Here is an 18266-nt window from a genome sequence, read left to right as displayed (position 1 = left end):
TGGGTGTTCTCAGCGCCAGGTGCGCGTGTCGGGCGGGACGTCGCCGACGGTGATCACGGTGCCCGCGGTGACGATCTCGAAGGCGTCCGGGATCAGGTCCGCGACGGCCTTCTTGAGGGGGAAGCCACTGCAGTGCATGGGGGCCACCAGCCGGGGTTCCCAGGCGGCCAGCGCTTTCGCGGTGTTGCCGATGCGGTTGGCGCTGATGCCGGGGTGCCCGGTGTGGAAGCCGCCGAGGACCCCGTGCAGGGTTTCGGTGCCGGTGAGCGTCCGCATGTGCTCGATCGAGCTGACCACCCCGCGGTGCCCGCACGGGTCGATGACGATCAGTCCGTGGCCTTCGACGTCGATGCCGAGGACCTGGTGGTCGTTGATGTCGTCGGCTTCGACGTGCCCGCCGGCGTGCACGCACAGCCGTCCGGTGGGGGCTTCGAACTCGAATTCGGCGCTGGTCTTCATTTCGCCGGAGGTCAGCAGTCCGGGGCCCAGCGGTACCGGGTCGCGCGCCTCGATCAGGTGGCCGCCGGCCTGCCGGATCCCGTCCCGGGTCAGCCCGATGTTGATCATGGGCAGCGTGACGTGCGGCTTGACGATCATCCGCGGGTCGAAGGCGTCGGGGTGCACCACCACCGGCGTGGGGTGGCCGATGGCCTCGAGGACACCGTTGATCCCGCCGAAGTGGTCGGGATGGCCGTGACTGAGCACCACAGCGTCCACTTCGGACAGGTCCACGCCGAGACGCCGCGCGTTGTGCAGCACCACCGGGGCCGTCAGCCCGGCGTCGAAGAGAACCTTCGTCGACGCCGTCGGGGTGAACGTCTCGACGAGGAAGCACAGCCCGTTCTCGGCGAGCAGCTCGCCGTAGCGGGAACTGAAGTGCTGGTCCATGTTGTACCGGCGCAGGCGGGGGGTGGACGGGAGCAGGATGTCGATGAAGTTCTCGTCGAGGACGGTGATGCGGACACCGGCGCAGCGCGTCATGGTCTCGCCTTTCTGGTCGGTCACGAGCGGGGGGCGGGGGTGAGGACGACGCGGCCGGGCACCTGGGCCGCCACCGCGGCGTAGGCGTCGCGGCCCTCGTCGAGGGCGAACCGGTGCGCGACCGGCAGGGGCCGGAACTCGCCGCGCTCGAAGTAGGGGGTGAGCAGGGTCAGCCGCTCGGCGGACTCGGTGACGTCGAGCTTGCGGCTGTCGGCACCCAGCAACCGGGCCTCGCGGTGGTAGAAGTCCGGCAGGTTGAGCTCCACCACCGGCGTGCCGACGGCGCTGATCACCACCCACCGGCCGCGCTGGGCGAGCGCGGCGAACGCGGCCGCCGTCGTGACGCCCCCGACCGCGTCGTACACCACCTCGGCGCCGCGGCCGCCGGTGTGCTTCAGCAGCCCGTCGGCGGTCTCGGCGGTGTCTCCGGTGAACGGCACGAACTCGTCGACGATCTCCGCCGCCGGGGTTCCGCCGGCCGGCGCGACCCGGTCGACCCCGAGCACCCGGGCGCCGCGGGCGCGGGCGATCTGGGCGACGGCGCCGCCCACGCCGCCGGAGACGCCGAAGACGACGACGGTTTCGCCGCGGTCCAGCTGGGCGATTTCGACGGCACCGAGCCAGCCGATCACGAAGTTGACCCCGACCGCCGAAGCCTCCTCGAAGCTCAACCGCGCGGGCTTGCGGGCGAGGGCGGTCACCGGAACCCGGAGGTACTCCGCGTGCGAGCCGTCCAGGGTGAACCCCACGTCACCGCCGGTTCCCCACACTTCGGCGCCGCGCCACTCGGCCGGGCCGTCGACGACGACGCCGGCGAAGTCGCGGCCGGGCACCCGCGGCAGCACGGTGCCCTCCATCACGCCGGCAACGTTCTTCAGATCGGAGGGGTTGACCGAGGCGGCGCGTACGGCGACCACGGCGGCGCCGTCACCGGCGACCGGCTCGGGCACCTCGGTCACCTGCAGGACGTCGGGGCCGCCGAACCGGTCGAAGCGAAGCGCGCGCACAAACGTGTCCTTTCGGGATGGGTCGGGTCAGGCGAGGACGAAGATCCACTCGACCGTCTGGAACGGCTCGGTCATGACGGTGCCGTCCGGCGCGGTCTCCCCGGCGTCGTGCTGGACGAATTCGGCGACCAGGGAACGCTTGGCGCCGAACACCGCGTCGCTTTCCAGGTACGGGTCCCCGGCGCGGAAGAGCATGGTCACCAGCGGCTCGTGCCCGGGTGCGTGGAACCAGAAGTGGATGTGCTCGGGCCGCATCGGGGACCGCCCGGCTGCGCGGAGGATCTCTCCGCACGGGCCGTCGGTGGGCACCGGGTAGTACCGCGGGACGATCGAGCGGAAGGAGAAGCGGCCGTCGGAGCTGGTGCGCAGCAGGGCGCGCATCGCTGGTTCGCCGTGCAGCTTGTCGGCCTGCTGCACGTCGTAGAAGCCTTCGCTGTCGCTGTGCCAGGTGTCGACGTCGACACCGTCGATCGGCCGGCCGTCGGTGTCCACGACCCGGCCGGTGAAGAACAACGGCATACCGCTGACGTCGCCGGAGATGTCGGCACCGTCGGCGACGCGTGGGCGGCCCTCCACGAAGAACGGTCCGAGCAGGGTGGAGTCGGTGGCCGAGCCGGCACCGTGGTCGATCTGATCGACCAGGACGCTCAATCCGAGAATGTCCGACAGCAACACGAACTCCTGCCGGGTCGGGCTGGAAATGCGGCCCACGCGCTCCAGGAAGTCCACCGCGGCGAACCATTCTTCGCTCGTGAGGCGGACTTCGCGGGCGAAGTCGTGCAGGTGCTGCACCAGGCTCACGAAGATCTCGCGGACCCGCGGTTCCGCGGCGTCGTCGAAGGTCTTCCGCACCGCGGCGGTGATCGTTTCCTCGGTCAGGTCGATCGACATCGTTCGACTCCTTCGTTCGGCTCAGCACCGAGCATCACGCACGCTGCTCATCTCGTCTAACGAAGAGTTTCGATACTCAGCATCTTGATATGAGATAGTGGGTCATGGACCTGCGCCAGCTCGAGTACTTCGTCGCGGTCGCCGAGGAACGCAGCTTCTCCCGCGGCGCCGAGCGAGTCCACGTCGTCCAGTCGGCCGTCTCGACCGCGGTCGCCAAGCTCGAACGCGAACTCGACATCCAGCTCCTCGACCGAGCCGCGTACCCGGTGGCGCTCACCCCGGCCGGTGCCGCGTTCCTGGCCGAAGCGCGGACCACACTCACCGCGGCCCGGCGCGCGAAGAACGTGGTGGCGCCCTACCGCGAACAGCTCTCCGGCCGTGTCGACCTGGGCACCCTCATGTCATCGGGGCCTCTGGATCTGCCGGCCGCGCTCGGCCGCTTCCACACCCGGTATCCGCTGGTTTCGGTCCGGCTGCGACAAAGCGTCGCCGGTACCGCCGGGCACCTCCACGCCATCGCCGAGGGAACCCTCGACCTGGCCTTGGTGGCCGCCTCCGCACCACCGCCGAACGTCACCCTGCGCACGATCGCCCGGGAACCGCTGGTCCTCCTTTGCCGTTCCGATCACCGGCTCGGTGCCCGCGACCGGGTGGGCGTGCCCGACCTCGCCACCGAGACCGTCATCCGCTTCGCCGCGGGCTGGGGCATTCGCCGCCAGGCCGACGACGCCTTCATCGCCGCGGGTATCACTTCGGACACGCCGTACGAAGTGGCCGACTACGACACCGCGGCCGGGCTCGTCCGCAACCGGCTGGGCGTCGTCCTCCTCCCCGCCACCCCGGCCGGCCGCTATCCCGACCTCCGCGCCGTCGCCGTCACACCGGCGATGACCTGGACGCTGGCCCTCGCCACGCCGGCGCGGTTCCCGCCGTCCTCCGCCGCGGCAGCGCTGGCCGAAACGCTCCTCGATGATGGCCGGCCCTGACAAGCGGGAGCTCAGCGCCCGGACTCCGGCCCGAGAAACGGCCGCCACCGCCCGGTTCGCGCCCGGCCGACGACCGCGGTCAGCGGCCCGTTCACCAGCAGGCCGGCCAGCGCCACGAGCGTCCCGAGCACGGCGCCTGCCAGCACGTCGTGGACGTAGTGCGCCCCGAGGTAGACGCGGGAAAAGCCGATGAGCGCGGCCACGGCGAGCGCGCCGCTCCCGATCCGCCGATCGGCCAGGAGCAGCGCCACCGCGGCGGCCATCGCGAGCGTGACGTGGTTGCTCGGGAAGCCGTAGTCCGTCGCGAAGTCGCAAGGAGCCACCGTCGGCACCGCCGGAAACCGGATGCAGGGCCGCGGCTCCCGGACCGCGATCTTGACGAGGTTGCTCAGACCGGCGCCGACGGTGACGGAGAGCGGTACGCACAGCGCCGCCGCCATTCGCCCGGCATCCCCGCCGCGCGCCCGCCACCACGCCACGACCGACAGGCACGCGAGCAGGACGAGTCCGAGATCGGTGAAGACCAGGAAGAACCCGTGCAGCCACGGGGTCGCCCGGGCTAAACCCGCAATGTCGAGGTACCAGCCGTCATCGATGCCGCCGCCGGGCGTCACCGGTGGGCCGCATCGATCGCGGACTGCAGGGACTGCGCGTAGCCCTCGGACGTGTAAGTGGCTCCGCTGACCGTGTCGATCTGCGCGCTCTGAGCCCAGACGGTCTCATCGTCGAGGATCGGCACGGCGGCCGAGTTGATCCGGACGTCACGGCTGCTCTCTTGCGGCACCTGGACCGCGTCGGCGGCGATGATCCGGCTGCCGGAGACGGTGATCCGCACCTGGACGGGCCCGTACCGGGTATCCGCCGCCGTGCCGGTGAACGTGCCCTCACCCGAGCCCGGCCCGGGCGGTGCCGCCGAGTTCGGGAAGGGGGGTGGCGTTCCGCCGCCCGGCGCCGGGCGGACGGCCGGCAGGGCGCCGGCGAGCGGATCCGGGCCACGGCTGGTGTGGTAGCTGAACAACAGCACCACGACTGAGACCGTGGCGGCGCCGATGATGGCGATCTTGCGCAAGGGGACGTCCTCCTACCAGCCGAACCGTTCCGAATGGACCTGGGCTGCGGGCACGCCCGCCCGGCGCACGCACGCGATCACCGCGTCCGTCCAGGCACCGGGGCCGCAGACGAACACCTCGTGCTCGGCGATGTCCGGGACGAACTGCCGCAGCGCAACTTCGTCCGTTGTGGTGCCGTAGCCCGCCGGCAGCCACGACGCGCGGTCCCAGGCTCTGCGGCCGGGCAGGTACAGCACCCGGGCTCCGCGTCGCGCGGCCAGCGTGTCGAGCTCCCGGCGAAGCACCAGCTGCGCCGGCGTGCTCGCCCGGTAGCACAGGACGGCGTCTCCGGGCCGGTACGGCATTTCCTCCAGCAGCGCACGCAACGGTGTGATCCCGATGCCGGAGGCGAACATTGCGACCTTCGGTGCCTTTCGGACCGAATCGGTGATAGCCCCGTACGGTCCTTCAATCAGCACGCGGGTGCCGGCCGGCACCGCCGCGAGCCGCAGGCTCCCCGCACCGAGGTCCTTGGCGGTGATCCGCAGCCGCCGGCCATCGGGCGCGGCGGACAGGGAGAACGGATGACCGCGGGTCCAGCCCGGACCGTCGAGGAACCGCCAGACGAAGAACTGGCCGGCGGCGACCGGCAGCCGGTCGAGCCGCCGGCCTCGCAGGACCACCGAAACCACACCCGGTCCCTCGGCACGGACGTGGTCCACGACCAGCCGGTGCCGCAGGCTGCGCCACAACGGCCAGCCCACCCGGAAGACCAGCAACGCGCCGAGCGCCCCCGCGTAGGCGCTCCACCAGAACACTGTTGCCGCCGTCGAGCTCGTGAAATCCGCACCGGTCCACAGCTGGTGCGGCAAGGCCGAGCCCACCCCGAGGTAGGCGTAAAGGTGCAGCAGATGCCAGGCCTCGTAACGGAACCGGCGTCGGGCCAGCCGGACCGAGGTGATCACCACCAATGCGAGGGCCGCTGTCCCCGCTGTGGCCGGAAGCATGCCCGGGTAGGTGGTCACGAGGTCCCATACCTCACGCAGGAGGCCGGTGCGATCCGTCATCGCGTAACCCACGCTGATCAGCACGGCGTGCGCGATCATCAGCACGAACGACGCGAACCCGGCGAGCCGGTGGCCGCGGACCAGCTCGTCACGTCCGACGCTGCGCTCCACCCAGGGAACACGCGCCATCAGCAGAACCTGGACCAGCAGCAGGTCCGTCGCGACCAAGCCGGTCAGCCTGCCCGTCGAGGTGAGCAGCGCGGCGGTCGTGTCCAGCTCCCGCAGTCCTCCTCCGGAGACCCACAACGCAACGACGACCAGAGTGGTCGCCCACACGCCCAGTCCCTGCAGGTCGCGCCACCACGCCGGCACCCGGCTCGGCCGGCGTACCCGCAGCCGATCGGCGCGCGTAGGGGTGATCATCACCTTTCTCCGTCTCGGCGATCGAGTCAGCGGCCGGGTCCGCGCGGCGCCGGGGTGGCGCTGAACTGCCCCTGCCAGCTGGCTTGAGCGCCGGAGTCGCCGATGCGGTAGACGTCGTAGACCGCCGCGCCGGCAGCCACCACGGCGAGCACCGCGAGCACGGCGGTCACCGCGGTCGACGCCGGGGCGAGAAATCTCCGCCGGGCAAGGGCCTCCTCGTCGGCTCGGACGCTTTCCCGTTCGCGCCACCACACGACGAGCGCGAGTACGGCCACCGGGATCGCGACCCACAGGGCGGTGTCGCCGAGCTGGGTGTGCGCGCGCACGAGGGGCGTCGAGGCGACCCGGCGTTCGAGCCATTCCCCCGCGTTCGTCGTGATCGGGACGAGGATCACCACGACCACCGACAGCAGGGCGTTGGACACGGCCAGCCTGCGGCGCGCGGCGGGCCAGAGCGCGCTCAGCACCAGCAGCAATGCGGCCAGCGGCAGCAGCACGACGATGGCGTGCACGAGCAGGACATGGGCGGGTAGGCCGTTGAGGGTGGTCATGAAGTCCTTCTGGGAGTGCGGTCCGGAACGGACGATCGTTCCGGTCCTCACTCTGGCCGGGCCCGGTTAAGCGCCGGCTTGACCGGGTTGAGAATCCGGTAAGAGAAGATCGGCGCCGACAACAAACCCGACGGAGGCACCGCCGCCCGGCCGGGGCCCGGCGAACACCTCACCACCGTGGGCGAGGGCGATCTCCCGGACGATCGCCAGGCCGAGGCCCGATCCCGGCAAGCCGCGGGCTGCGTCGGCGCGGTGGAAGCGGTCGAAGACGTGCGCGGCGTCCTGCGGCCCGATCCCGGGGCCGCGGTCGAGCACCTCGACCCGTCCGGCGCGGACGACGACGTCGATCGGTTCAGCGCCGCCGACGTCGAACTTCACGGCGTTCTCCAGCAGGTTCGCCACGGCCCGCTCGAGGCCCCTCGCCCGTCCGTGCAGGACGGTGGCGTCGGCCTCGACCCGGATGACGCGTCCCGACCGGCGGCGGACCCGGTCGGCGGCGCGCTCGGCGACCGCGCCCAGCTCCACCGCGACCGGCTCCTCGGCGGCGTGGCGGTTGGTGGCGAGGTCGACGAGCTCGTCGATCAGGTGTGTCAGCTCGCGAGCCTCGCCGTCGACGTCGTCGAGCAGCCGGGCGCGGGACGATGGCGAGAGCTCCTCGATCCGGCGCAGCACGCTGGCGTTGGTGCGCAGGCTGGTCAACGGCGTCCGCAGCTCGTGCGCGGCGTCCTGGACGAGGCGTTCCTGGTCCTCGCGCGCGCCGGCCAGCCGCCCGAGCATCCGGTCGAACGAGGTGGCGAGCCGGCCGACCTCGTCCCGGCCGCCGGTCGGGACCTCGACCTCCAGCCGTCCACCGTCGCTGACCTGCTCGGTCACCCGGGTCAGGCGGACGAGCCGCCGGGTGATCTGACGCGCGATCAGCCAGCCGGCCAGCGCGGACGCAACCAGCACCACCGCGCTGACGCCGGTGATGCGCCTCGCGAGCTCGCCGAGGACGTGCCGCGACTCGTCCACGTCGATGCCGAGCTGGAGTGCGCCACGACCGCTGCCGAGCGCGACGGTGATGACGCGGTAGTCGTCGGGCGCGACGGTCTGGTCGTCGAATCGATGCCCACCCGGACCGGCTTCGGCGGCGAGGTCCCGGTCGGTCGCCTCGACCGCGAGCTGAATCCGCCGCCCGCCGATGTGCCGCACCGTCCCATCCGCCGCGATCGCCTGCGCCACCAGGGGCTGGGCCTCGTCGTGGTCGTCATCGGAGTCCTGCAGAACCGGGTTCGGGGCCAGCACCTGGGTCGCACCGGCAGCGACTTCGGCGGACGTCGTCAGCAGCGAGCGGTCGAGCTCTTCGCTGATCCGCTCGGACGCGGTCCGGTAGCTGAACAAGCCGACCAGAACGGATACCGCGGCCCCGACGGCGAAGAACGCGAGAGCGAGCTTGCTGCGCAGGTTCACGAGGTCCGCACCGAGTAACCGACCCCGCGGACCGTGTGGATCAGGTCCGCAGCCCCGACCTTCTCCAGCTTGCGGCGCAGGTACCCGATGTAGACCGCGAGGTTCTTCGAGTCGGAACCGAACTCATACCCCCAGATCCGATGGTAGATCGTCGTCCGGTCGAGCACGATCCCCGCATTGCGGACCAGCAGCTCCAGCAGGTCGAACTCGGTCTTCGACAAGTCGATCTCCGTACCGCCCCACCACACCCGCCGCGCGGCTGGGTCGAGGGACAGTTCGGCCAGCCGGAGCGTCCGCTGCGCGACCGGCCCGGCGTCGACGGAGGTACGCCGCAGCAACGCCCGCAGCCGGGCGAGCAGTTCGTCGAGTTCGAACGGTTTCGGCAAGTAGTCGTCGGCGCCGGCGTCCAGCCCCGCCACCCGGTCGGGGGTTTCCACCCGGGCGGTCAGCATCAGGATCGGGGTGGCGTCCCCGTCCGCGCGCAACACCCGGCAGACGCCCAGGCCGTCGACCCCGGGCATCATCACATCGACGATCAGCACATCGAACCGCTCACGCCGGGCCGTGGCCAGCGCGGCCACGCCATCGGCCACCTCCACCACCTCGTAGCCCTCGAGGTCGAGGGCTCGCACGAGCGACTCCCGGATGGCCCGGTCGTCATCAGCGAGCAGGACACGATGCGACACCTCGTCATCATGCACGTCACGGGCCTCCTCGGCCCGGGCAATCCCCGTTTGCTCCGTCGGGCCCCTGACCCGGTCCGGTCCCGCGCTTGTTCTGCCGAGCGCCTCACCCGGCAGATCCGGCTGGTCGAGCCGGCCAGGCCTTCTCAGGCGTGGTGCCGGGACGGACGCCTGCCACGACGATCGCCGAGATCGAACAAGCACAGAAACCGCTCCGGCCACCCCGGAAGACTGAACGAAGGGATTGCTCACGACGTGGCGCTGCGGGGGCATCGTCGTCGAGCACCCGGCCCGGTCAGGCACACCGATTGCGACGCCAATCGCGAGTACACCACAGCCGGTGACGCCCAGCATCTGTCGTCCTTGCCGCCCGCCCTGCTCGTCTGGGCGGCGTGCTCGCGGACCGGTCAGTAACGATTGTGGCTGCGCTGGCGCACCTGACTTGGCCAAGCCGCGGCTGATCATGTAGCCGATGGCAGGAAAGTGATCGAGATGGCTGTCCCGCATGGACAGTCGAGCAGACGTCGCGGGCGGCCTCGACGTAGGCGGCGAGGCAGTCGTCGCCGCGTCCGGTGTCGTGGGTGAAGTCGCAGGTGAGTCCCGACCGGCGCGGCGAGCTGGAGCCGCTCCACGCTGTACTGCTCGCTGGGGAGAAAGCCGACCGCTTGGTGGACTGCGGAAGCGTGGACGGGATTGTTCGGGCAGCATTCACAACAATCCGGACTCGCCGCGAATACGACCCGAAATCCGCCGATCTCGTCGGCCTCCATCTAGACACCGCTGTCCGCTGAGTCATCTACACGTGTCGAGACCGGACCGGCTACGTCGCCGAACGACCCGACAACGGAACATGCGGACATGGTTTCGAGCGGGTCAACAATCGTATGCGTCCTTGCCGACGTTCACGCTGTGGCTGGTTCGACCACTTCTGCTGATCCAGCCCTCGTGGGCGATGATGGTGCGGGTGGAGAACGAGTCCGGGTTTGACGAGGTCGATGTGTCGATTTTGGACGCGATGCACGTCAACCCGCGGGTGAGTTTCGAAAAGCTGGGGCCGGCGCTCGGGCTGTCGCCGGCGACGGTGTCGCGGCGGTGGCAGCGGCTGGCGGCCTCGGGGCGGGCGTGGGTGTCGTCGGTGCCGGGACCGCAGGTCGCGGTGGTGGGCGCGGTGGTGGAGATCGGGGCCGTGCCGGGACGGGCGGAAGCCGTCGCGCGCGCACTGACCGAGCTCCCGCACGTGGTGTCCGTGTACTTGACCAGCGGCGAGCATGACTTGGTCGCGCTGGTGTTCGCCGCCGAAATGGCGGACCTTTCGGCGTTGCTGATCGGCATACCGGGATCGCTCCCGCACGCGGCTCGCGTGCGCACCCACGTCGGGCTCGCCTGGTACAGCGACGTTCACTGGCGGCTGGGCGCGCTCAGCGTCGGCGAGGAGCGCACCGTCCGGGACGGTGAGACGCCGGTCCGGCCGTCGCTGTCGCGCGGCCAGGAGTACAGCGCGGAAGACCACGCCCTGTACCTGGCGTTGCAACCGGACGGCCGGGCGCGGTACCGGGATCTGGCGGAGCGGCTGGGAGTCCCGGAGCACCTGGTGCGGCGGCGGCTGGCCGGGCTCGTGCGACGGGACATGCTCGCGTTCCGGACCGACTTCGCGCGGTCGAAGGGCGGCTGGCCCGCGCAGGTGGTCCTCTGGCTGTCGGTGCCCGGCGAGGGATTGCACGAGACGGGGCTGGCCATCGGGGCCTGGCGGGAGACGCGGATCTGCCTGTCGGTGGTGGGGGTGGCCAACCTGTTCGTCATGGTGCAGCTGCACCGGCTGGCGGAACTCTGCGATCTGCAGGTCCGGCTGCGGTCTTCGTTGCCGAGCGTCACCGTCGTGGACGAGCGGGTGATCCTGCGGCCGGTGAAGTCCTGGGGCCGGCTGCTGGACCGTGACGGGCACATGACCGGGCTCGTGCCGGCCGACCCGTGGACCCCGATCACCCACGTGAACCTCACTGAGAACTGCTGATCTGTCGGTTTCCCGCATCGGTTCGGGTTAGGGAGTCTGTTTCCCGCAGTTCGGCGGGCGAGGTGGTGCCCGGGTCTTCACTGCGACCATGACGACTACCAGTGCCGGCGTCACCGTGCCACTGGCCCGGTGGGTCGCCGGGCTCCACGCCGACGACATTCCCGGACCGACGCGGACGCGGGCCAAGCACCTGTTGCTCGATGGCGTGGGGTGCGCGCTCGTGGGGGCTCAGCTGCCTTGGTCACGGGTGGCCACCGGGGCGGTGCTCGGGCTCGAGGGAACCGGCGACACCGCCGTGATCGGCACGGGCCGGACGACCAGCGCACCCGCCGCCGTCCTGCTGAACAGCACGTTCATCCAGGGATTCGAGCTGGACGACTTCCACCCTCTGGCGCCCCTGCACAGCAATTCACTGATCCTGCCGACCCTGCTGGCCACCGGCGGCACGGGCGCCGACGCACTGACGGCCGTCGTGGCCGGATTCGAGGTGGGACCGCGGGTCGGGCTGGCGTTGCACGGGGCGGAGATGCTCTCGCGCGGCTGGCACTCCGGTCCGGTGTTCGGCACGCACACCGCGGCGATGGCCGCGGGCAAGCTGCGCGGGCTGGACGCCGCGGCGCTGGAGGACGCGCTGGGGATGGCCGGCACGCAGTCCGGTGGGCTGATGGCCGCGCAGTACGAGGCGATGTCCAAGCGCATGCAGCACGGTTTCGCCGCCCGCAACGGCTTCTACGCCGCAGGGCTGGCCGCCGCCGGCTACACGGGGATCAAGCAGGTGTTCGACCGGCCCTACGGTGGGTTCCTCGCGGTGTTCGGCGAAGGCCACGATCCGGACCCGGGCCAGGTCGTGGCCGGGCTGGGCAAGTGGTGGCACACCGACGTCATCATGGTGAAGTCCTACGCGGCGCAGGGCGGGTTGCACGGCACCATCCAGGCGGTCCTCGAGCTCCGCGCCGAGCACGGCATCGAGCCGGCCGCGGTGACGCGCATCGAGATCCGGGTGGGGCACGCGGTGTACCACCACGGGTGGTGGCAGCCGGAGCGGCCGCTGACCTCGATCGGCGCGCAGATGAACCTCGGCTACGCGGCCGTGGTGGCGCTGCTGGACGGCACGGTCATGCCACCGCAGTTCACCGATGAGCGGCTGGTCGCCGACGACGTGTGGGAGCTGCTGGATCGGGTCGACGTCCAGCTGGACGAGAGCATCCAGAACGGTCCCGCGCAGGAGCGGTTCGCCACCGAGGTGACGATCTCCCTCGCCGACGGCTCCGTGCTGCACCGGCGGATCGCCCAGCCCCACGGCGGACCCGCGGACCCGGTGACCAACGACGAACTGGTCGCCAAGTACCGGACGCTGGCCGGCCCGCTCGTACCACCGGCGCGCATGAAGGGGATCGAGGACGCGGTGCTGGGCCTCGACGCCCTCGACAACCTGGATGAGCTGACTGACCTGCTCGCGCCGCCGGTGGCGCGGGTACTCGACTGAAAGGCGACCATGACCACGACACCGGCGCGCGCGGCCCTACGCGCGCGACTGAACAGCGGCGAGCTGATCGTCGCACCCGGAGTGTTCGACGGGATATCGGCACATCTGGTGCGGCAGCTGGGGTTCACCGCGGGATACCTGACCGGGGCGGGGGTGGCCGCGTCGGGTTTCGGCCTGCCCGACATCGGGCTGGTCACGCAAACCGAGATGACCGAACGGGCACGGATGATCTCCCGCGTGCTCGGCGAGGTGCCGTTGATCGCCGACGCCGACACCGGGTACGGCGCGGCCATGAACGTGGTGCGCACCGTGCAGGAGTACGAGGCAGCCGGGGTGGCCGCGATCCAGCTGGAAGACCAGGCTTTCCCCAAGCGCTGCGGGCACCTGCCGGACAAGGAGCTGATCGGCACCGCCGACTTCGTGCGCAAGCTACGGGCAGCGGTGGACGCCCGCACCGACCCGGATCTGGTCCTCATCGCGCGCACCGACGCGCGGGCGCCACTGGGGCTGGACGCGGCGATCGAGCGGGCGAACGCCTACGCCGAAGCCGGAGCGGACGTCCTTTTCGTCGAAGCTCCACAAGGTACCGAGGAAATCGAGCGAATCGCCGCCGAGGTCAAGGCGCCCCTGCTGCTCAACCTGGTGATCGGCGGCTTGACACCGCTCGAGTCGTCGCAGCGGCTGCAGGAACTCGGCTTCGCGATCGCAATCCACCCGTCGTCGGCGTTGGGGGCCGCCGCCTGGGCCATGTTGAGCGCCCTGGCGCACCTGGCCGGACGGGACCCACAGGAACTCGCGCCCAGCAACCCGGCGGAGTTCTTCACCCTGGTCGGGCTCGCCGAATGGTCGGCGATCGGCGAGAAGTACGCGGAGTGAACACCATGGGCATGACGATGATCGAGAAACTGCTGGCGCGGAAGGCGGGACTGCCGTCGGTGCGCGCGGGCGACACCGTGACCGTCGAGGTCGACATGTGCGTGCTGATCGACCTGCAGTTCGCCACCTTGTGGCTGCCGCCGTCACGCATTCACGACCCGGACCGTCTGGCGGTGATCATGGATCACGCCGTGCCGGCACCGTCGCTGAAGGACGCCGAAGGCGGGTCGCGAGCCCGCAGGTTCGCCGCCGACTTCGGCATCTCGCGCTTCTTCGATGTCGGGCGGCACGGCATCTGCCACCAGGTGATCGCGGAGAACGGGCTGGCGCGGCCGGGAGAGGTCCTGGCGTGCACCGATTCCCACACCTGCGCGGCGGGGGCCTACAACACCGCGGCCCGTGGCCTGGGCCCGGCCGAGGTGTACTCGATCATGTGCACCGGCAGCACCTGGTTCCAGGTCGCGCCCACGGTCCGCTACGAACTGAACGGCACCAAGCCCGCGGGCGTCAGCGGAAAGGACGTGTTCCTGTACCTGGCCGACAAGTACGGGAACGCCACCAACCAGAACCTCGAGTTCGGCGGGCCGGGGTTGGCGAGCATCCCGATGAACGACCGCCGCACGATCGCCACCCAGGCCGCCGAGGTGTCGGCGGACTTCGCGACCTTCGCCGCCGACGACGTGCTCCACAACTTCCTCGGCGACCGTGGCGTCACCGGTTACACGGCCGCCGATCCCGATCCGGACGCGTCCTATGTGGACGTCCGCCAGATCGAGCTGTCCGCGCTGGAGCCCTACGTCGCACGGCCGGGAACGGTCAGCCACAACGGAGTGCCGGTGTCGCGGGTCGAAGCACGGCGAATCGACCAGGCGTTCATCGGCTCGTGCGCCAACGGGCAGCTGGAGGACCTGCGGATTGCGGCGTCCGTGCTGCGCGGCAAGTCGGTGGCAGCCGGGGTCAGGCTGCTGGTCACCCCGGCTTCGCAGGAGGTGTACCGGGAGGCGATGCGCCTGGGCTACCTGCAGGACATCGCCGACGCCGGAGGGGTCGTGACCAACTCGACCTGCGGCGCCTGCTTCGGCTACCACATGGGTGTCGTCGGCCCGGGCGAGGTCTGCCTGACCTCCTCGACCCGCAACTTCACCGGCCGGATGGGCAGCACCGAAGCCGAAATCTACATGGCCTCGCCGGCCACGGTCGCCGCGTCCGCCGTCACCGGCGTCATCACCGACCCACGGGAGGTCACCGCATGAGCACGCTGATCAGCGGCCGCGTCTGGGTCTTCGGCGACTCGCTCGACACCGACGCGATGTATCCCGCGTTCGCGATGAAGCTGGCGATCCCGGAGGCCGCCAAGCACGTCTTCCACGAAGTCCGTCCAGGTTGGACCGACCAGGTACGGCCGGGCGACATCGTGATAGCGGGCAAGAACTTCGGCGTCGGCTCCTCCCGCCCGGTGGCCACGCTGTTCCGGCAGTTGAAAATCGCGGCCCTCGTCGCGGAAGAGTTCAACTCCCTGTTCCTGCGCAACGCCATCAACGCCGGGCTCCCAGCGCTCACCGTGCCCGGTGCGACGGCGCTCTTCTCCGACGGCGACCACGGCCGCTTCGACATCACCACCGGCGACTACGCCAACGAAACGAGCGGCACCACCGGCACCACCGCTCCGCTGCCGCCGCTCGTTCTGGAGATCCTCGCCAGCGGCGGCGTGCTGGCCCGGCTGGCCGAACAGGGATACCTGCCGATCGAACTCCTCGACGTCCTCAAATCCGGGGCGCTGCCGGTGGACAGCGGGACCAGCGCATGAGCACCGAGATCGCGCCCGGCGTCCGGTGCGTGGCGACGACCCGCCGGGACAACGCGTTCCTGCTCGACGGCGACGACGGCTACACCCTGGTCGACGTGGGCTGGGCGTCGGCACCCGACCGGATCGAAGCGGCGCTCGCGCAGCGGCGCCTGCGCCTGTCCGACATCCGCCGCATCGTGCTCACCCACGCCCACCCCGACCACGTGAAGGGTGCCGCCGAGCTGGTGGCCCGCACCGGTGCGCACCTGTTCGTCCACGAAGCCGACGCCAGTTGGCTCGCGAGCGGACGGGTGCCGCCCGCCGGCCGCTCCGGTGCCGCCGGTCGCCTGCTCGACCGGATCCCGCTGCTGCACTGGACGCCGGTGACCGCCGATGTCCTGCTCCACGACGGGGACAGCGTGGCCGGAGCAGGTGGCCTGCGGGTGATCCACACTCCCGGCCACACCCCCGGGCACATCGTGCTGCACTACGAGCCCGGCAACACGCTGCTGGCCGGTGACGCGCTGTTCGACCGGGGCGCCGACCTGAGCCTCGGTCCGGCCGCGCTCGCCGCCGACCCGGCGCAACGCCCGTCGAGCCTGGCCCGGCTCCCGCGAGATGTCACGGCCGTCGGCCTCGCCCACGGAAACCCCGTGCGGGGCGCCGCGCTCGACCGCTACCACGCAGTGTTGGCCCGGATGGCGACCGCCACCGAGCCGCCCCGATGAACCGGGTTCGCGCGCTCGCCCGGCGGTTCGGGATGCACGCGGTGCGGGTGTCACGTGCCGGCGAACCGATCCTGGCCTGTGGAGACCAGGCCCGGCCGGTCGTGGTCCACTCCATCCGCAAGTCCTTCGCCGGCGCCCTGTTCGGGCAGATCCTCGAACGCGGGCTGGTTGCACTCGACACGACGCTGGCCGAGCTGGACATCGACGACACGCCAACCCTGACCGCCGTGGAACGGTCCGCGACCGTGCAGGATCTGCTGCAGGCCCGCTCCGGTGTGTACCTCCCGCCGGCCGTCGAACCGCCACCCGGGGCGGCACACCTCCTCCCCCCGAGACCGGTCCGCGGCGCCCACCCGCCCGGCACGCACTGGTGCTACAACAACTGGGACTTCAACGTCCTGGGCAACATCTACGAACGGGTCACCCACACCAGCGTGTTCCTCGGCCTCGACCGGGAACTCGCCCGGCCGCTGGGGATGACCGACTGGGACCCCTACCGGCACGGCCGCTACGAATACCGCGCCGACCCGCTCGGCGGCACCACCCGCTACCCGAACTACCAGCTCGCCTTCTCCGCACGCGATCTCGACCGGTTCGGCACCCTGTACCTGCGTGACGGCCGGCGGGCAGGCGTGCAGGTCGTGCCCGCCGGCTGGGCCGCCGCCAGTACGCAGCCCGTCTCGCCCACCCCGGCCGAACCAGACCACTCCCACCACGGGCACCTGTGGTGGGTCAGCGACGGCAGCGGCGCTCTTCCCCGCGGCAGCTTCTCCGCCCTCGGGATGGGCGGATCGTTCGTCACCGTCATCCCCGGCCACGACCTGGTGCTGGTCGGGTTGTTCGACACACATGCCGGCGGCTTCCGTCCGTTGGGCGCCGGCGACCGCAGCGCGCTGTACCGCACCCTGATCGAGGAAGCGACATTGGTATGACAAAGACGTCATCTGACTCGCACACCGGCTCCGCGCAGACGATCGCCGCGCGCCTGGACCGCCTTCCGGTGGGGCGCTGGCACCGCGCACTGGTCGCGGTGGTGGGACTCGGCTGTTTCTTCAACTTCTTCGAGGTCGCGATCGGCACCCTCATGGTGCCCCTGCTGCCGGCCGGCTGGGTGGCCACGACGTGGAAGACGTCGCTGATCATCGGCTCGACCTTCGCCGGTGAACTCGTGGGGGCGCTTGCGCTCACCCCGCTCGCGGACCGCTTCGGCCGGCGCCGGATGTTCCAGATCAACCTCGTCGGCTACGCGGCTCTGGCCGTGGTGTGCGCGTTCTCCACCGACGCCACGATGCTGATCGCACTGCGCTTCGCGCTCGGCGTCGGGCTCGGAGCCGAACTGGCACTCGCCGACGCCTACCTCGCCGAACTCCTCCCGCCGTCGCACCGCGGCCGCCTGGCCACCCGCGCCTACGCCTTCGGGATGCTGGCCGTCCCCGCCGCCGGGGCACTGGCCACCTTGCTCCCGCACACGATGGCCGGCCTGGCGAGCTGGCGCTGGCTACTGTTGTTCAGCTCGCCGGGCGCGGTGATCATCTGGCTGCTGCGACGCCGGCTGCCCGAGTCACCGCGATGGCTGCTCAGCCGGGGACGCGCCGACGAAGCCGAACTGGCGCTGTCGGCGATCGAGGTGCGCGCCACCGGAGCGAGCGGTGCGCCGGTCACCACGTCCGTGCCCGTTGCTGCGGAGACAGAGCCGGCTCCCCGCCTTCTTCGACCTCCGCTGCTCGGCCGCACGGTGCTGACCTGTCTCCTGGAGACCCTGGGCCCGGTCGGGTTCTACGGCTTCGCCTCGATCGCCCCGCTCGCCCTGCTGCACAAGGGCTTCACGGTAGTCGAATCGCTGGGCTACACAGCGGTGACCGCGTTGGGCTACCCGGCAGGGGCGGCATTGCTCACCCTGGTCGTCGACCGCGTCCAGCGACGCACCCTCACCATCGCGGCCTCGCTCGGCGTGGCCGGTTTCGGTGTCGTGTTCGGACTCGCCGGCACGACATGGCTCGTTGTCACCGCCGGCATCGCGACGAGCCTGCTCAGCGTCATCCAGGCGACGGTGTCCCGCACCTACAGCGCCGAACTGTTCCCCACGGCCGTACGCAGCACGATACTCGGGCGGACCTACGCCCTGTCCCGTCTCGTCGCCGCGATCCTCCCGCTCGGCGCGCTCACCGTGCTGACCGCCCTGGGACCCGGCATCCTCTACCTGCTGTGCGCCGCACTGATCATCGCAATGAGCCTCAGCGTCGCGGTGCTGGGACCGCGAACCAACGCCACCCGCCTGGAGGACGTCTGAGGCCTGGTTGATGGTCGGTCACGCCGAAGGTTCGGCATTGCGCGGCTGGTTGAGTGTTCGTG

General features: G+C 70.9%; 18 protein-coding genes. 9 read left to right on the top strand and 9 right to left on the bottom strand.

Features of this window, described 5'->3' with window-relative positions; translation table 11 throughout:
- Positions 1-9: 9 nt before the first annotated feature.
- The 3 genes from AB0M83_RS26730 to AB0M83_RS26720 are packed head-to-tail and all read right to left on the bottom strand — an operon-like array spanning position 10 to position 2879.
- Positions 10-981: an MBL fold metallo-hydrolase gene (locus tag AB0M83_RS26730; RefSeq protein ID WP_364521115.1), complete on the bottom strand. Its 972-nt coding sequence runs from the start codon at positions 979-981 to the stop codon at positions 10-12.
- A 20-nt stretch (positions 982-1001) separates the two neighbouring features.
- Positions 1002-1988: a zinc-binding alcohol dehydrogenase family protein gene (locus tag AB0M83_RS26725; protein ID WP_364521114.1), complete on the bottom strand. Its 987-nt coding sequence runs from the start codon at positions 1986-1988 to the stop codon at positions 1002-1004.
- A gap of 27 nt (positions 1989-2015) precedes the next feature.
- The gene (locus AB0M83_RS26720) at positions 2016-2879 is read right to left on the bottom strand and encodes a dioxygenase (RefSeq protein ID WP_364521113.1); all 864 of its coding nucleotides are present in this window, start codon (positions 2877-2879) and stop codon (positions 2016-2018) included.
- Between the two features lie 104 nt (positions 2880-2983).
- On the opposite strand from AB0M83_RS26720, the gene AB0M83_RS26715 reads away from it, so the two are divergent.
- Positions 2984-3865 carry a LysR family transcriptional regulator gene (locus AB0M83_RS26715; RefSeq protein WP_364521112.1) on the top strand — a complete coding sequence of 294 codons (882 nt, stop codon included), beginning with the start codon at positions 2984-2986 and terminating at the stop codon, positions 3863-3865.
- Between the two features lie 11 nt (positions 3866-3876).
- Here AB0M83_RS26715 and AB0M83_RS26710 read toward each other — a convergent pair whose 3' ends face one another.
- The 6 genes from AB0M83_RS26710 to AB0M83_RS26685 all read right to left on the bottom strand — a co-directional run bounded on the left by AB0M83_RS26710 (position 3877) and on the right by AB0M83_RS26685 (position 9030).
- Positions 3877-4479, bottom strand: coding sequence for a phosphatase PAP2 family protein (locus tag AB0M83_RS26710; protein ID WP_364521111.1), 603 nt, complete (start codon positions 4477-4479; stop codon positions 3877-3879).
- On the bottom strand, positions 4476-4934 hold the full coding sequence (locus AB0M83_RS26705) for an FMN-binding protein (RefSeq protein ID WP_364521110.1): 459 nt from the start codon (positions 4932-4934) through the stop codon (positions 4476-4478). The genes AB0M83_RS26710 and AB0M83_RS26705 overlap by 4 nt, the downstream gene beginning before the upstream one ends.
- 12 nt (positions 4935-4946) lie before the next feature.
- On the bottom strand, positions 4947-6344 hold the full coding sequence (locus AB0M83_RS26700) for a ferredoxin reductase family protein (RefSeq protein ID WP_364521109.1): 1398 nt from the start codon (positions 6342-6344) through the stop codon (positions 4947-4949).
- 26 nt (positions 6345-6370) lie between these two features.
- On the bottom strand, positions 6371-6895 hold the full coding sequence (locus tag AB0M83_RS26695; RefSeq protein WP_364521108.1) for a DUF2231 domain-containing protein: 525 nt from the start codon (positions 6893-6895) through the stop codon (positions 6371-6373).
- A 66-nt stretch (positions 6896-6961) separates the two neighbouring features.
- Entirely contained in the window at positions 6962-8344 is a 1383-nt protein-coding gene (locus AB0M83_RS26690) for an ATP-binding protein (protein ID WP_364521107.1), read from the bottom strand.
- Complete coding sequence (locus AB0M83_RS26685; RefSeq protein ID WP_364521177.1) at positions 8341-9030, bottom strand: response regulator transcription factor; 690 nt, start codon at positions 9028-9030, stop codon at positions 8341-8343. The genes AB0M83_RS26690 and AB0M83_RS26685 overlap by 4 nt, the downstream gene beginning before the upstream one ends.
- A gap of 889 nt (positions 9031-9919) precedes the next feature.
- On the opposite strand from AB0M83_RS26685, the gene AB0M83_RS26680 reads away from it, so the two are divergent.
- From AB0M83_RS26680 to AB0M83_RS26645, 8 genes are all read left to right on the top strand, one after another.
- Positions 9920-11038 carry an Lrp/AsnC family transcriptional regulator gene (locus AB0M83_RS26680; protein ID WP_364521106.1) on the top strand — a complete coding sequence of 373 codons (1119 nt, stop codon included), beginning with the start codon at positions 9920-9922 and terminating at the stop codon, positions 11036-11038.
- A gap of 88 nt (positions 11039-11126) precedes the next feature.
- Positions 11127-12524: an MmgE/PrpD family protein gene (locus tag AB0M83_RS26675; protein WP_364521105.1), complete on the top strand. Its 1398-nt coding sequence runs from the start codon at positions 11127-11129 to the stop codon at positions 12522-12524.
- 9 nt (positions 12525-12533) lie between these two features.
- A complete protein-coding gene (locus AB0M83_RS26670; protein WP_364521104.1) occupies positions 12534-13400 on the top strand; it encodes an isocitrate lyase/PEP mutase family protein in 867 nt (288 codons plus the stop codon).
- Between the two features lie 5 nt (positions 13401-13405).
- Positions 13406-14653: an aconitase/3-isopropylmalate dehydratase large subunit family protein gene (locus tag AB0M83_RS26665; protein WP_364521176.1), complete on the top strand. Its 1248-nt coding sequence runs from the start codon at positions 13406-13408 to the stop codon at positions 14651-14653.
- On the top strand, positions 14650-15207 hold the full coding sequence (locus tag AB0M83_RS26660; RefSeq protein ID WP_364521103.1) for a 3-isopropylmalate dehydratase: 558 nt from the start codon (positions 14650-14652) through the stop codon (positions 15205-15207). The genes AB0M83_RS26665 and AB0M83_RS26660 overlap by 4 nt, the downstream gene beginning before the upstream one ends.
- Entirely contained in the window at positions 15204-15914 is a 711-nt protein-coding gene (locus AB0M83_RS26655; RefSeq protein WP_364521102.1) for an MBL fold metallo-hydrolase, read from the top strand. The genes AB0M83_RS26660 and AB0M83_RS26655 overlap by 4 nt, the downstream gene beginning before the upstream one ends.
- Positions 15911-16846 (top strand): serine hydrolase, encoded by a 936-nt coding sequence (locus tag AB0M83_RS26650; RefSeq protein ID WP_364521101.1) that lies wholly within the window; start codon positions 15911-15913, stop codon positions 16844-16846. The genes AB0M83_RS26655 and AB0M83_RS26650 overlap by 4 nt, the downstream gene beginning before the upstream one ends.
- Complete coding sequence (locus AB0M83_RS26645) at positions 16843-18204, top strand: MFS transporter (protein ID WP_364521100.1); 1362 nt, start codon at positions 16843-16845, stop codon at positions 18202-18204. Before AB0M83_RS26650 ends, AB0M83_RS26645 begins: the two co-directional genes overlap by 4 nt.
- Positions 18205-18266 lie beyond the last annotated feature (62 nt).

The sequence above is a fragment of the Amycolatopsis sp. NPDC051106 genome (assembly GCF_040682775.1).
Classification (GTDB): domain Bacteria; phylum Actinomycetota; class Actinomycetes; order Mycobacteriales; family Pseudonocardiaceae; genus Amycolatopsis.
The sequence above is the reverse complement of the archived record's forward strand: the minus strand, read 5'-3'. Positions and strand labels throughout refer to the sequence as shown.

What these genes read in the sequence shown, in the direction of transcription:
- AB0M83_RS26730 (WP_364521115.1), bottom strand. Translation starts at nt 981, where the DNA reads ATGACGCGCTGCGCCGGTGTCCGCATCACCGTCCTCGACGAGAACTTC.
- AB0M83_RS26720 (WP_364521113.1), bottom strand. Translation starts at nt 2,879, where the DNA reads ATGTCGATCGACCTGACCGAGGAAACGATCACCGCCGCGGTGCGGAAG.
- AB0M83_RS26715 (WP_364521112.1), top strand. Translation starts at nt 2,984, where the DNA reads ATGGACCTGCGCCAGCTCGAGTACTTCGTCGCGGTCGCCGAGGAACGC.
- AB0M83_RS26700 (WP_364521109.1), bottom strand. Translation starts at nt 6,344, where the DNA reads ATGATCACCCCTACGCGCGCCGATCGGCTGCGGGTACGCCGGCCGAGC.
- AB0M83_RS26695 (WP_364521108.1), bottom strand. Translation starts at nt 6,895, where the DNA reads ATGACCACCCTCAACGGCCTACCCGCCCATGTCCTGCTCGTGCACGCC.
- AB0M83_RS26675 (WP_364521105.1), top strand. Translation starts at nt 11,127, where the DNA reads ATGACGACTACCAGTGCCGGCGTCACCGTGCCACTGGCCCGGTGGGTC.
- AB0M83_RS26670 (WP_364521104.1), top strand. Translation starts at nt 12,534, where the DNA reads ATGACCACGACACCGGCGCGCGCGGCCCTACGCGCGCGACTGAACAGC.
- AB0M83_RS26665 (WP_364521176.1), top strand. Translation starts at nt 13,406, where the DNA reads ATGGGCATGACGATGATCGAGAAACTGCTGGCGCGGAAGGCGGGACTG.
- AB0M83_RS26660 (WP_364521103.1), top strand. Translation starts at nt 14,650, where the DNA reads ATGAGCACGCTGATCAGCGGCCGCGTCTGGGTCTTCGGCGACTCGCTC.
- AB0M83_RS26655 (WP_364521102.1), top strand. Translation starts at nt 15,204, where the DNA reads ATGAGCACCGAGATCGCGCCCGGCGTCCGGTGCGTGGCGACGACCCGC.
- AB0M83_RS26650 (WP_364521101.1), top strand. Translation starts at nt 15,911, where the DNA reads ATGAACCGGGTTCGCGCGCTCGCCCGGCGGTTCGGGATGCACGCGGTG.
- AB0M83_RS26645 (WP_364521100.1), top strand. Translation starts at nt 16,843, where the DNA reads ATGACAAAGACGTCATCTGACTCGCACACCGGCTCCGCGCAGACGATC.